Source organism: Micromonospora sp. Llam0 (assembly GCF_003751085.1).
Classification (GTDB): domain Bacteria; phylum Actinomycetota; class Actinomycetes; order Mycobacteriales; family Micromonosporaceae; genus Micromonospora_E.
Map to the genome: position 1 here is coordinate 2,457,412 of NZ_RJJY01000002.1, position 13,859 is coordinate 2,471,270.

A 13,859-nucleotide genomic window follows, 5' to 3' on the forward strand; every position below is an offset into this window, starting at 1 on the left:
TCGTGAACCCCACACCCTGGCTACAGGTCACCATCGAGCCACCCGACCCGGCCCAGACCGAACACCTCGCCGTCACCCATCTGATGCCGCTGCTCACCGAAGCAGAAACCGACAAACTCATCACAGCCTGGTTCTTCATCCGCAAGACACCCCGATGGCGGCTGCGCTACCTGCCCGCCCATCAACCTGCACGAACACGGTCGCATGTGCTGGACCATCTCGACTCCCTCACCCGCGACGAACACATACGGCACGCCGTCGACGGTGTATACGAGCCCGAGACACGCGCCTTCGGCGGAGTCGAAGCGATGGCCGTCGCACACCGGCTCTGGCACGCCGACAGCCGGCACGTGCTGACCTACCTCGCGGCCACGGCAGAGCACCCCACCGACCGCCGTCGGCGAGAACTCGCCATGATTCTGTCCACCGCCCTGCTCCGTGCCGCCGGACTCGACTGGTACGAACAAGGCGACGTATGGGTCCGGGTCGCTGACCACCGGCCCTCACCCGCCGACCTCGGCCTACACGACGCCGCAGCGATTCATTCAGCCCTGCGTCGGCTGATGAGCATCAACCTAACCACAACCGCTGTCCCAGACGGGCCGTCCGCCACAGCGTCCGACTGGGCCGGCGCGTTCGCCACCGCCGGCCACGACCTCGCCCACCTCGCCACGACGGGACACCTACACCGAGGCCTCCGTGACGTCCTCGCCCACCACATCATCTTCGCGATGAACAGACTCGGCCTACCCGCCACCACCCAAGCCGTTCTCGCCACCCACGCCGCGGACACCGTCTTCGGCCCCGACCCAGCCGCGCGACCCGAGAAACGCAGCCCGGAGCAGGCCGCGACGACCAAACCAAACATCGCCACCGGTCCGGGAACCGCGAAATGACGGATCGCCTAGGCCAACAAGCCCGACGCTTTCCCCTCGTCGCCCGCCCCAGACCTACCTGCACCCCACTCGCCGAACGCGTGACCGACCTGCAGCGCCGAGCCGTCACCGCCGCATGCAACCGCGACACTGCCGCCGCGACCTCCGTATTCAACCTCGCGGCGCTACTCGCGTCCGACTGCGGACTACCCGACCTAGCCCGCCAATGGTCGGCCCGGCTCGCCCGTGTCTCCCTCGCCCGCCCACCCCGCGACGTCCGCTCAGCGACACACAGTCTTGAACCCCTCATCAACCTCGCCCGCCTACGCACCCGAGCTGGCGACGGCGCCGGAGCATGGATGACGCTGGAACGCCTCTACCTAGCAGTTACCACCCGAACGGACATCAACATCGACGGCGTCACCGTTCCCGCCTCACGCCTGTTGCCCGACCGGACCGAGCACCGCGACCTTCGCCGCTGGCTGTGGGCAGTCCTGCTGTCTAGCGGCGCCCACGCCCTCGCAGCCGCCGGCCGATGGGACGACGCCCACCGCCGACTCGAACACCACCGGGGCATCGGCCGCCGCATGCTCGACGGCCGACAGATCGCCGTCATCGCCAACGCCGCCGCCGGCAGACACAACCAGGCACTGAGCCTGCTACACGACACCGAACCGGGCGAAACCTGGGAACAAGCAGTAACCGCTTGCCTCACCCTGCTCTGCCGGCAGAACCCCACGCACACCGACCGCAGCCGGGCGGTCCACGCCTTCCAAACACTGAGCACGACCGCAGCCGGCCTCGCCGTGTTCCGTACCCGCCTCGGACTCTGCCTCACCGACGCACTCGGCGCTGCCCACCAGCCTGTGACCAGGTCGATCATCATCGACATCTATCGCCACGCGGCACATGACGGCTACGCAGCCCGCGACCTCCTCACACACCCTGTGGCCAGCGAGGTACTCACCGAGCAGCAGATGCGTCAACTCAGCAACCGCGTTGACGCCTGCGGACTCGACGCCGCCGAGCTACCAGATTCAACACTCGCCCAACTCACCCAGGCCCTAGACATCGCCGAATCCGTCCTCACACCGACGACGCAAGGCGAGGAGGGAAATCGATCAACCCGGCACCCCGGCGACCACCACGGGCACCCGTCCACCGCCCCTGATCGGGCAACATTCCCGTCCATTCCGAGACGGCTGGGCGGATGACTTCCGGGGGAGGCGCACCCCGTCCGGCAGTCCCGCAACCGCATCCGGACCGCTCCGCTCCGCTCGGCGGAGCGGCCAACGTCCAATCTGGGGGTTCACCAGGGGGGTTCTCCCAGCCGCCGCTCTATGCAACCTGGTCGGCGTTGATTTCTCGGCGCGCTCCGACTCGGCTGTGTCGAGACAAGGACTCACCCTGCTTGACTTGAAGCTATGAACGGCCAGACCGGTTGCGCTGGTTCCGGGCCGGAACCGTGATAGCTCCGATAGCGGCCAACGCGACAGTGCTGATAGCTGCGACGCCCGCTTGGGCCACACCCGCTGTTTTCTCCCCGCTGGCAAGCACGATCCAAAGTGTGGCGCAGATAGCGATACAGGCAACCAGGGTCAGGCTACCGACTGGCGCCTTCCTCGGGGTCTGCACTGGGTCCTTCTCCTTTCCTTCCGGCGGCAGCCATTCGGTTCAACCTGACGCGCGCCACCCGGACGGTCTTTGTGAATCAAGTCGGATCTGATGGTTCCTGCGCTAATTATCTTTCGTCGAACGAATCGCACTGCAGGTCCTTGGTGTCTCAGTCGAGACAATTCGACCTAAGCATTCAGCCTTAGCGTTAAGACTTACCCCACGCATTCAGTGCCGTTATCTCGGTTTAGTTCCGATTCTTTGGACGCGCGAGTCCAGGGAGTCTCCGACGGACACTGGTTGTGGCGCTTTTGGCAGTGCGGAATCCTGCTCGCATTCATCATCTTCGTTTGCCAACCTACGAAAGCTGCCGCGAACATCTGCGGCGTACCCCCTTTCGCTGGGTGACTCGTTGTCGGCTAGGCCGGGGAGGTGCATGAATGGTGAGCCTTTCTCAGTTCTGATGCCGGACCGTACGATCCGCGTACGCTGGACTGCATCGGCGAGAGTACATCTGATGTATTCGGCGGCGCCACCTGCGTCGGAAAGTGAACTGATGTGACATCATTTCGGCTATCGTCGTCGGCGGTGGACGAGTCTGACAACTCGAGGAGCCAGCGTCGCACTATTTGTCCGACACCCCCACTGACCTCGAAAGTCAGCCGGTTGACATGGGCTGGTGCACGGCCGCTAGATGAGGCAGACTGGCGCACCTACCAGAGCTACCTCTGTAGAAGAGTAAAGCGCGCGGTCAAAGCGAAGGGGACTCGTGATCAACCCGGGACGCATGCAGGCATTGCCGACATGGGGCGAATCGCCTGCACCTCATGCAACCAGGGAGGGCGGCGATCATGGCTGACAAGCTTCCCAAGCAGCCGGTCTGGCCCTCCGGGCCGGGTGGTTCGCTGCCGAGTCAGCCTGAAGGATCGGGCGCGAAGAGTGAGTCCGGCATGGAAGTCGGCAGGGGACTCGTGCGAGTTACGGTCAACCTCACGCCACGTGCAGTCGATGCTCTCGATTCTGCGTGCTCCAAGACAAAGGACACGAAGACCGACAGCATCAACCGAGCCCTCGTTGTCTACGACGTCGTACTTGAGCTGATCGAGCGCGGCGGAGGCCATCTGACATTTCAGAACAAAGATGGACACACCGAGATCGTTCATCTTCTATGACTGGGTAGCTCCCAACAGCCTTCTGAACCATCTCGCCGACCTGATCCCATCCGCATACATCGCCACCAACGACGATGCCGATAGACAGTGGCGGCATTCGCTGGAGCGTCGGATCGTCGCGGGACGGGCCGTCAACGCCCGCACGCATCCGACTTGGGTCATTTAGTGCGCACGACGATCAGCGCGGTGTTTCCGCTGGTGGTCGTGGTGTCGCACGTTGAGCGCACCAACCGAAGGGACACTTCCCTCTGGATAGCGGCGCGTCGGCTTGACGGATACTCGGCATCTGCTCGCGTGGACCCTGGTCCACGCCTCGCGGTCGGAGACTCTGGAGCTCTTCGGTCCGGTTGTCCATCTACATCGGATGGTCTCACCCTTCCTGAAAGGCGTGAAGAACTACCAGAGCACGGACCTTTTGGCGAGGCCGTAGTGCCGGTTAGTGCGCAAATTCTGGCGGGATCGCGAGCAACGCGGCAGGTCACAGCGCTGAGATTGGAAGATGATCATTAACGTGACCTAAGTCGGGTGCAGGCTCTCGCCGACTACCTGAACCTGGACTGGACCCGCCTGCGCCGCCGGTGCGCCGAGCTCGGCGACCACGGCCTGGTCGGCATCGCCGAATTCCGCAGCCGTCCGCTCTGCCTCGACGGCGTCGACCGGGCGTGCCGCTTCGTCGGCTCCCTGCCGTAATAGGCTCCCGACACCACCCTAAATGGACCTGTACCACGACGGGTTTTGGGCGTACGGAGCTTGCCCGGTGTCGATTAGCCAGCCGGGCGGGGTCGGGTGTGGGGTCAGATCGCTGGTTGCAGGGTGACGGTGTGACCGAGGGCTTCGAGTTGCCGGACCAGGTTGTTGGTCTTGCGGATGGTGTTGACACGGCGGTCGTGGTAATCGGCGCCGAGGTCGTGGAAACGGGTGGTCGGGTCAGCCAGCAGGTGCCAGATGATCACGAGGATGGACCGGGCGACGGCGACGAGGGCCTTGCCTTTGCCTCGACGTTTGACCAGGCGCCGGTAGCGTGCGGACAGGAACGTGCCCTTGCCGCAGGCGCTCGTGGCCGCGGCGCTACCGAGCGCGCCTTTGAGGTACGGGTTACCTTTGCCGGTCTTGCCTGCGGTGAGGCTGGTACCGGACTGGATGGTGCGTGGACACAGCTTCGCCCAGGACACCAGGTGGCCTGCAGTGGGAAATCGCGTCATGTCCAGACCGATCTCCGCGATGATCAGTTGCGCGGACTCGGTGTTGATACCCGGGATCTCGGCCAAGCGCCGTCGGGCGTTCATCGCCGAAGCGTCGTCACGGCCGCCGGGGTCTGTGATGGCGGAGGCGAATCGATCTGGTCGAGCAACACCCCGATCCGCTGCGTGACCTTCGCGATCTCGGTGTCCAGACGGTCGATCTGGTCGAGCAGGACGCGGGCCAACTCGCCGTGATGGGCGTCGAACCGGCCGGTGAGCGCCTCGATGAGAGCGGTGCGTATACCACGCATGGCGCCACGGACCAGATCTGCCAGTGCTCGCGGATCGCGTTGACCGGCGATCAACGCCTCGATCATGTCCCGCGTCGAGACCGTCTTCAGGGTGGAGGCCACCGACGACACCTTGATCAGGGCGTCTTCGACCAGCTTCTCCAACCTCGACCAGTAGCGGGTACGGTCCCGGATGAGGTCCACCCGCAGCCGTGTGCAGTCGCGCAGCAGGGATCGGTGTCGGGGGCACGAAAGAGGGCCGCAACAGACCCTTCTCGGTGAGCTTGGCCAACCACACCGCGTCCAGCTTGTCGGTCTTTGGCCGCCCGGGCACGTTCTTCACGTCACGGGCGTTGACCAACTACACGTCCAACCCGGCGGCCTCCAGCAGGTAGAACCAGATCCGCCAGTAGTCCGACGCTCTCCACGGTGACCTTCTCCACTCCCACCGCGACCAGATCCGTGGCGAGGTCACTGACCGCTTTCGTGGTCGCCGCCACCTGCCACACCCGGCTGACCCGCCGCCCGCTCGGGCCAGGTATCCGGGTACAGGCCATCCCGGACTCCTTGGCCACGTCGATCGCACACACCCACGCCAGAACCTGTTCGGACTCCGCATCCGGGATCTCCTCGGGTACCCCACGCATTCTGATCCACGTCCTCCTTCACCCCGTGATCAACCGTTGGTACAGGCGGTCGCCCGGGGGCCTTGGTCGGGAACCGAAATTTGACCGGCGTGCTCGAAGCAACAGTGCGTGACCCATGAGGTCCGGGCCCCGGCGTCAGACTTGGTTACGGCCTCACACGGACCAAGAACAGGCGACGTCGACGGGCGACCTGACCCCCATTTTCACGCCTGCGAGGCGTCCCGAAGAGACCGGGTGACTTGGTTGCCAAGGCGGCAAGGATCTCGGTGGTCTCCTCGTCGACGCCGTACAACTCGCAGAGCAGCACGACGTCGCCGGAGCGGACCGGGACCTCGCCGCGCTCCATCCGCCACAGCTTCGTCGCCGACCACTCCAGTTCGCTGGCGACCGACGTCTGCGGCAGCTGGGTCAGCCGTTCGCGCAGCTGACGCAGCTCCCGGCCCAGTCGTCGGCGCGGTACGGACGAGTTCAACACGGACGGAGACATGGCTACCACCTCCTGGGATGCTCGACCTGACCCATCCTGCCGTCACTAGTGGACTTATGAACTCCGTCGATCGGTGGACGGGTGGCTCGGCTCAACGTCGACGAGTTTTCGTCAGAGTTGTACGCCTGGCCAGTCGTACCCGACTGATGACTCTGTGTTGTTCGATGTCCGGTGAGGGAGGTTTGTGGTAGCGGATCGTGATGCCCCCTTTACAGATATGGACATGGATCTCTAGGGTCGGACGTACATGTCGCATAGCCACGGGGGTCCCTAGTGGATGCTGCCCAGACGCCGCCGATCCGTCCGAGCCGCCCACGACATCGCTGGCCACAGATCCTGGCCGCCACCGCCGCCGTACTGACGCTGAGCACACCCGGGGCGGCGGTCGCCGATCCACCCGGAGACCCGGTGCCGGCGCCGACCGTGACCTCGGTCGACTACCCCGACGACGGCGTGTCGCACGGCGGCCGGGACGTCGCGGGTGAGTTCACCTTCAGCACGTCGTCGCCCGATGTGGTCGCCTACGTGTACGGCTGGAGCAGCCCGGCAGGCACCACGGTGACCGTCGTCCTCGGGGCGAGCGTGACGTTGACCCTCACCCCACCGGGCGAGGGATCCAACGCCCTGCACGTCTACGCGCGCAACCGATCACTCCATGTCGGTCGGTGATGGTGTGTCCACCACGTTGCTGGCAGTCTGTTGTCTTGATTCTGGGGGGTGGCGCTGATGTCGGGTCGTCGGGTCAACCGGTTCTGGTTGTCGGGTGTGCGTCGCCGGGTCGCGGCGGTGTTGGTGTTGGTGGTGGTGGCGTCGGTGTTGGCGGCTCCGCGGGCGGTGGCGGCGCCGGTGGGGACGGCGGCGGAGCCGGATGTGGGCCTGCGGTCGGTGGCGGTGGCGGAGCATGTGCCGGCGGGGGTGGATGACGGGGCGTCGGTGGCGGACTTCGCGCCGGTGCCTCCGGTGTGGCCGAGGGCGGCGTCGGTGGTGGCGGATTTGTCGTCGGGGTCGGCGGCGGTGGATGTGGGTGGTCTGCCGGTGGTGTTGTCGGCTCCGGAGCCGGTGGGTGACGTGTTGTCGGGGCGGGTGTGGCCTGATTGGGCGGATGCGTCGGAGGTGCCGGACCGGGTGCGGGTGGAGGTGGTGGATCCGGTTGAGGCGTCGGCGGCGGGGGCGGCGTTGGTGGTGCGGGTAGCGGTCGAGGGTGAGTCGGTGGCCGGTGGTGGGGTGCGGTTGGAGTTGGACTATTCGGGGTTCGCGGGGGCGTTCGGTGCGGCGTGGGCGTCGCGGTTGCGGTTGGTGGGGTTGTCGGAGTGCGCGTTGGTGGAGACGTCGGATCCGGAGTGTGCCGGGCCGGTGGGGTTGGGTTCGCGGAATGATCCGTTGGTGGGGCGGATCGGGGTGGATGTGGAGTTGTCCGCTGGCGGGGCGGGGGCGGGTCGGGTCGACGCCGCTGTTTCTGGTGGTGGTGTGGTGGTGGGGTTGTTGGCGGCGGGTGACGGGGAGACGGGGTCGTTCAAGCGGACGTCGTTGGGGCAGTCGGCGTCGTGGCAGGCGGGCCGGTCGGGGGGTGGGTTCTCGTGGTCGTATCCGTTGGAGGTGCCGCCGTCGCCGGGTGGGTTGGAGCCGGAGGTGTCGTTCGGGTATTCGTCGTCGGCGGTGGATGGTCGGACGAACGGGGAGAACTCGCAGCCGTCGTGGATCGGTGAGGGTTGGGATTTCCATCCGGGGTTCATCGAGCGGTCGTACCGGACGTGTAGTGATGATCTTGAGGGGTTTCCGGCGCATTACACGAACGCGACGCCGGATCCGTGTTGGCGGGAGCCGAACGCGAAGCTGGTGTGGCGGGGGCAGTCGACGGAGATCGTGCTGGGTGACGGGGACGGGAAGTGGCGGCTGGCCAACGATGACGGTTCCCGGATCGAGTTGTTGACCGGCCGGCACGGTTACACGCACAACGGTGAGGCGTGGCGGTTGACCACGACGGACGGTACGCAGTTCTACTTCGGTCGGCAGCGGTTGCCGGGGTGGAACGCGGGGGATCGTGAGACGAACTCGGTGATGGGGCAGGGTGTTTTCGCGAACCACACGTGGGAGCCGTGTTACCGCTCGGACGGTTTCTACTATTCGCGGTGTTTCATGGCGTATCGGTGGAATCTGGATTATGTGGTGGATGTCCACGGGAACTCGATGTCGTACTGGTACGACCGGGAGTTGAGCCGGGCGGGGATCACCGGGACGGGCACGTATCAGGTGCAGTACGACCGGGGGAGTGCGCTGCGGCGGGTGGAGTACGGCACGGTGGCCGGTGGTGAGGCGGACACGGTGAACCCGCCGATGCGGGTGTTGTTCGCGGTGGGTGACCGGTGTCTGTCGTCGTGTTGGAGTGGGAGTTCGCCGAACACGGCGAACTGGCCGGACACGCCGTGGGATCTGCAGTGTGACGCGGCGCCGTGCAACAACAACATCGGGCCGTCGTACTTCACGGCGAAGCGGTTGACGTCGGTGACGACGCAGGTGCGGGTCGGCGGGGTGTATCAGGACGTGGACCGGTGGGATCTGAGCCACGGCTTCCCGTCGACGAACGAGTCGAGCGCGTTGAATCCGCCGTCGTTGTGGCTGTCGGGCATCCAGCGGACGGGTCTGGCCGGTGGGCAGGCGGCGTTGCCGGCGGTGACGTTCGGCGGGACCCGGTACGCGAACCGGACGGACCACAACGTGTCGGCGGCGGTGCCGGTGACGAACAAGTACCGGGTCACCGAGATCAACACCGAGTCGGGTGGGCGGATCGAGATCACCTATCAGGGTTCGGACTGCACGGTGTCGTCGCAGGCGGATCCGGACCACAACTCGAAGCGGTGTTTCCCGCAGTACTACAAGCCGGACGGGTCGCCGGCGGGGTGGTCGTGGTGGAACAAGTACCGGGTGACGCAGGTGGTGGAGCGGGACCTGGTCGGTGGTTCACCGGCGGTGACGCACAGCTACGCGTATTCGACGGCGGGGGCGACGTCGACGGTGTTGTGGCATCACAACGACGCGGACGTGTGGTCGCGGTCGTTGCCGTTGCGGACGTGGTCGGATTTCCGTGGCTGGCCGACGGTGACGGTGACCACCGGCACCGGGAGCGGGCATCAGACGCAGTCCCGGTACCTGTACTTCCGGGGGATGCACCGGGACCGCACCGACGCCGGTGAGGGCACCCGTAGCGTGACGTTGACCGGCACGGACGGCGCGGTGCACGGCGACGACTGGTGGCGGGCCGGTTTCCTGTACGAGCGGATCGACTACGCCGCGCCGGGCGGGCAGCAGCTGAACCGGACGATCCAGCAGGTGGCCGGCTACGGCACCTCCCTGCGTGAGGAGGATCCGGTCCACGCCCAGCCGGCCACCTGGCAGTCGGTGATCTCCCGGGTCGTCACCACGATCGGGTACACGTGGCTGGAACACGACGGCACGTGGCGGCACACCCGGACCGTCGACACCTGGGACACCACCTACGGCACCCTGATCTCCTCCGACGACCGGGGTGACGTGTCCACCCTCGCCGACGACGTGTGCACCCGGTACACGTACGCCCGCAACACCGGCGCCCCGTGGCTGATCGACACCGCGTCGCGGGTGGAGACCGTCGCGACGCCGTGCGGCACCACCCCGTCCTACCCGAACGATCTGCTGTCCGACACCCGTTTCTACCGCGACGGCGCCACCAGCCACACCACCGCGCCGACCCGCGGCCTGGTCACCAAGGTCGAGACAGCGCGGTCCCACGACGGCACTACCCCGACCTACCTCACCACCGGCACCACCACCTACGACAGCCACGGCCGGCCGTTGACCGTCACCGACGCCCTCAACCGGACCACGACCACCGCCTACACCCCGGCGTCCGGTGCGCCGACGACGGCCGTCACGGCCACCAACCCGCTCGGTCACGACGCCACCACGACCCTCGACCCGCGTCGTGGCCTGCCGACCGAGGTCAGCGACATCAACGACAAAGTCTCCACCGGCGTGTACGACCCACTCGGCCGGCTGACCACGGTGTGGGCTCCCGGCCGGCCCACCACCGAGACACCCGACCTCGAGTACGCGTACACGATCACCAAGACCGCGCCCAGCCACATCCGGACCCGCGCCCTGGGACCGAACGGCAACCAGATCGACAGCTACGACATCTACGACGGACTGCTGCGCCCCCGGCAGACACAGGTCACCGCCCCGGACGGTAAACGCACCATCAGCGACACCCAGTACGACGTACGCGGCCAGACGGTCAAGACGTCCACGTTCTACAACGACGCGTCCGGGCCGACCGGCAGCCTGGTCACCTTCGCCGACACCGCTATCGACTCGCAGACCCGCACCGTGTACGACGGCGCCGGCCGGCCCACCCGTACCCAGTTGTGGTCGGCGAACACCCTGCAGTGGGAGACCGTGACCGGCTACGACGGTGACCGGGTCACGGTCGACCCACCCACCGGCGGCACCCCGACCACGTCGATCATCGACGCCCGGGGCCGGCAGACCGCGCTACGCCAACACACCGGCTCCTCGCCGACCGGCGCCTACGAGGAGACCAGCTACGGCTACAGCCCGCGTGACGAGCTGACCACGGTCACCGACCCGGCCGGGAACCAGTGGACCTACACCTACGACCTGCTCGGCCGGCGTACCGGCACCGTCGACCCGGACGCCGGCACCTCCACCAGCACCTACGACAACGCCGGCCAGGTGGTCACCACCACCGACGGCCGCGGTGAAACCCTCTGGCACGGCTACGACAACCTCGGCCGGCCCACCGAACTCCGCGACGACACCTCCACCGGCGCACTGCGGGCGTCGTGGACCTACGACACCCTTGAGCTTGGCCTGCCGACCTCGTCGACCCGCCACCACGGCGGCGACGCCTACACCACGGCGGTCACCGGGTATGACGACGGCTACCGGCCCCTCGGTGCCACGGTCACCATCCCCGCCGCCGAAACCGGCCTGGCCGGCACCTACACCACCAGCCACACGTACCACGACAACGGCGCCCCGGCGACCACCAGCCTGCCCGCGATCGGCGGCCTGCCCGCCGAAACCCTCACCTACGGCTACCACACCGCGTCCGGCCTGCCCACCACCCTCACCACCGGCACCGACACGTTCGTCTCCGCCACCAGCTACCACTACGACGGCACCGTCGCCCAGCGCATCCTCGGCACCGGCGGTACCCGTATCCGGGTGTCGTCACCGGTCGAGACGGCGACCCGCCGCCTGGCCGCCTCGCAGGTCGACACCGAACACCCCACCACCCCCGACGCGTGGGACGACGCCGCGACCACCAGCTACACCTACGACCAGGTTGGCAACGTCACCTCGATGGCCGGCACCACCGCCGGTGTCGCCGACCAGGCCGAATGCTTCACCTACGACCACCTGCGCCGCCTCACCCAGGCGTGGACCGAAACCACCCCGACCTGCACCACTCCGCAACGCGCCGGCGCCGACCCTTACCGGCAGGCCTTCACCTACGACACCACCGGGAACCGGCTGACCGCGACCACCTGGTCCGCGACCGGGTCGACGACCGCCACCTCCACGTACCCCACCCCGGGCAGCCCCCAACCGCACACGGTCACCGCCGTCGACCACACCGGCGAGACCACCCGGACCGACACGTACGCGTACACGACGGGCGGGCACACCCAAACCCGCGTGGTCGATGGTGTCACCCAGACCCTCACCTGGGACGCGGAAGGCCGTCTCGCCACCACCGCCGAACCCGGCCTGGACACCACCAACATCTACGACGCCTCAGGGAACCGGCTCATCCGCCGCGACACCACCGGCACCACCCTCTACCTCGGCCACACCGAACTCCGCCGCACCGCCAGCAACGGCCAGGTCGACGGCACCCGCCACTACCAACACGCCGGCGCCACCATCGCCGTCCGCACCGTCACCGGCCTCACCTGGCTCATCCCCGACCACCACGGCACCAACCAGATCAGCGTCGACCCCACCACCCTCGACCTCACCCGCCGCCGCACCCTTCCCTTCGGCGACACCCGCGGAGCTGCGCCCACCGGCTGGCCCGACGACAAAGGCTTCGTCGGCGGCACCAAAGACCCCACCGGCCTCACCCACATCGGCGCACGCCACTACGACCCCACACTCGGACGGTTCATCTCCGTCGACCCACTCGTCAACCCCGACAACCCACAAACCCTCAACGCCTACGCCTACGCCAACAACAACCCCACCACCTACACCGACCCCACCGGCCTCGCCTTCCTCGAAGGCAACGGCGGCAGCAGTGGTACCGGCCGACAGACCGTCGCCTACAGCACACCCAAAAATCGCACCTTTAAAGGAACAACAACACCAAAGCCCAAACCAAAGAAAACATCTGCGGCCACGGGTGTCAAGAACGCTGTGACCGATTTTGGCCGAGGGATCGCCGGGGCGGTCAAGGGAGTCGCCTCCCATATCGGCGGCGGCTATTCCGAAGCCGGACAGGCAATCGCGGACGCATGGAACGGCAACTGGGGAAATGCATTCGGCCACGTGAAGCGGCTGGGAGGCATCTTCGTCGACGGCTACACCATGTCCTACCGAGGCATCTACCACACAGTTCGGGGCCTCGGAGCAACCTGGTGGGACGGCATCCAAGCCGTACGAAACGGTGACCCCGGAGGCTTCACCTACGCCGCTACCACCAACTCCCTGACCGTCGCAGCAGCATTGATACCAGTGAAAATACCTAAACTTCGAGCCAGTTGTGGAGGAAACAGCTTCATCCCGGGCACCGCAGTGCTCCTCGCCAACGGCACTACCAAACCCATCGAACAGATCAAGATCGGCGACACGGTCCTCGCCACCGACCCCGAAACCGGTGAGACGGCCGCCAAACCCGTCGAAGCGACCATCACCGGCGACGGCGACAAGAACCTCGTCGACGTGACCATCTCGACCGACACCAGCGATCAGGCAACGATCACAGCCACCGACAAACACCCGTTCTGGGTCCCAGAAATATCAGAGTGGATCGACGCCGCAGACCTCCAGGCCGGCCAGTGGCTCGAAACCTCCACCGGTACCCGGACCCAGATCACCGCAGTCGAGCACCACATCAACACGACACAGGTCCATAACCTCACCATCACCGACATCCACACGTACTATGTGCTAGCCGGCACAACACCAGTCCTGGTACACAACTGCGGTAACACTCCGTCGGGTGTTGGGTGTAACTGTGCTCCTGCGACCGGTGCAGGCCCAAACGTGCCGCCAATTCGCGTCGAAGGGCCTTGGACTCTGGGTGACATTGGTCGTGGCGCACATGGTTTGCGTCCGAATCACTTGGGTGACCGAATTGAGATTCACCACGCGGACCAAATGCCTGGGTCGCCGATTCATGAACTTGATCAGGTAGTGCATCGAGGGCCTGGCTCTCAACTCCATCCGAACGCCAACAACCAAGGCGTCACCGGAGGTATGCGCGCGGAAGACACCCAACTACACTGGTGGTATCGCTCACAGGAGCAGGGTTGGGGTCATTATGGGCCGGACCTCTGGTATGACAACTAGCCGGGCTAGCGCGAAACAAAG

Annotated in this window: 10 protein-coding genes; 6 read left to right on the forward strand and 4 right to left on the reverse strand. The window is 66.3% G+C overall.

Translation table 11 applies throughout. The features are described from left to right. Positions 1 to 2: 2 nt before the first annotated feature. The 4 genes from EDC02_RS38475 to EDC02_RS40660 all read left to right on the forward strand — a co-directional run bounded on the left by EDC02_RS38475 (position 3) and on the right by EDC02_RS40660 (position 4,351). Positions 3 to 896 (forward strand): thiopeptide-type bacteriocin biosynthesis protein, encoded by an 894-nt coding sequence (locus tag EDC02_RS38475; RefSeq protein ID WP_123606980.1) that lies wholly within the window; start codon positions 3 to 5, stop codon positions 894 to 896. After that, positions 893 to 2,089, forward strand: coding sequence for a hypothetical protein (locus EDC02_RS38480; protein ID WP_199758066.1), 1,197 nt, complete (start codon positions 893 to 895; stop codon positions 2,087 to 2,089). Before EDC02_RS38475 ends, EDC02_RS38480 begins: the two co-directional genes overlap by 4 nt. A gap of 1,251 nt (positions 2,090 to 3,340) precedes the next feature. After that, entirely contained in the window at positions 3,341 to 3,661 is a 321-nt protein-coding gene (locus tag EDC02_RS38485) for a hypothetical protein (RefSeq protein ID WP_199758067.1), read from the forward strand. Between the two features lie 525 nt (positions 3,662 to 4,186). Continuing rightward, on the forward strand, positions 4,187 to 4,351 hold the full coding sequence (locus EDC02_RS40660) for a hypothetical protein (RefSeq protein WP_158632462.1): 165 nt from the start codon (positions 4,187 to 4,189) through the stop codon (positions 4,349 to 4,351). Between the two features lie 104 nt (positions 4,352 to 4,455). Here the strand turns inward: EDC02_RS40660 and EDC02_RS42195 are convergent, their stop codons facing one another. The 4 genes from EDC02_RS42195 to EDC02_RS38495 all read right to left on the reverse strand — a co-directional run bounded on the left by EDC02_RS42195 (position 4,456) and on the right by EDC02_RS38495 (position 6,266). Continuing rightward, a complete protein-coding gene (locus EDC02_RS42195) occupies positions 4,456 to 4,929 on the reverse strand; it encodes a transposase (RefSeq protein ID WP_233606658.1) in 474 nt (157 codons plus the stop codon). A 14-nt stretch (positions 4,930 to 4,943) separates the two neighbouring features. Beyond that, positions 4,944 to 5,336 (reverse strand): hypothetical protein, encoded by a 393-nt coding sequence (locus EDC02_RS42200; RefSeq protein ID WP_233606659.1) that lies wholly within the window; start codon positions 5,334 to 5,336, stop codon positions 4,944 to 4,946. A 140-nt stretch (positions 5,337 to 5,476) separates the two neighbouring features. After that, positions 5,477 to 5,779, reverse strand: coding sequence for a hypothetical protein (locus tag EDC02_RS42205; protein WP_233606660.1), 303 nt, complete (start codon positions 5,777 to 5,779; stop codon positions 5,477 to 5,479). A gap of 145 nt (positions 5,780 to 5,924) precedes the next feature. Beyond that, complete coding sequence (locus EDC02_RS38495) at positions 5,925 to 6,266, reverse strand: helix-turn-helix transcriptional regulator (RefSeq protein ID WP_123606982.1); 342 nt, start codon at positions 6,264 to 6,266, stop codon at positions 5,925 to 5,927. 273 nt (positions 6,267 to 6,539) lie between these two features. Here EDC02_RS38495 and EDC02_RS38500 point away from each other — a divergent pair, with 273 nt between their 5' ends. Both EDC02_RS38500 and EDC02_RS42480 read left to right on the forward strand, forming a co-directional pair. Further along, complete coding sequence (locus EDC02_RS38500; protein WP_123606983.1) at positions 6,540 to 6,935, forward strand: hypothetical protein; 396 nt, start codon at positions 6,540 to 6,542, stop codon at positions 6,933 to 6,935. A gap of 57 nt (positions 6,936 to 6,992) precedes the next feature. Then, positions 6,993 to 13,838: a polymorphic toxin-type HINT domain-containing protein gene (locus EDC02_RS42480; RefSeq protein WP_158632463.1), complete on the forward strand. Its 6,846-nt coding sequence runs from the start codon at positions 6,993 to 6,995 to the stop codon at positions 13,836 to 13,838. Positions 13,839 to 13,859: the final 21 nt, after the last annotated feature.

Coding starts and splice junctions, on each gene's coding strand:
- EDC02_RS38480 (WP_199758066.1), top strand. CDS start 893: ATGACGGATCGCCTAGGCCAACAAGCCCGACGCTTTCCCCTCGTCGCC.
- EDC02_RS38485 (WP_199758067.1), top strand. CDS start 3,341: ATGGCTGACAAGCTTCCCAAGCAGCCGGTCTGGCCCTCCGGGCCGGGT.
- EDC02_RS42205 (WP_233606660.1), bottom strand. CDS start 5,779: ATGCGTGGGGTACCCGAGGAGATCCCGGATGCGGAGTCCGAACAGGTT.
- EDC02_RS38495 (WP_123606982.1), bottom strand. CDS start 6,266: ATGTCTCCGTCCGTGTTGAACTCGTCCGTACCGCGCCGACGACTGGGC.
- EDC02_RS42480 (WP_158632463.1), top strand. CDS start 6,993: ATGTCGGGTCGTCGGGTCAACCGGTTCTGGTTGTCGGGTGTGCGTCGC.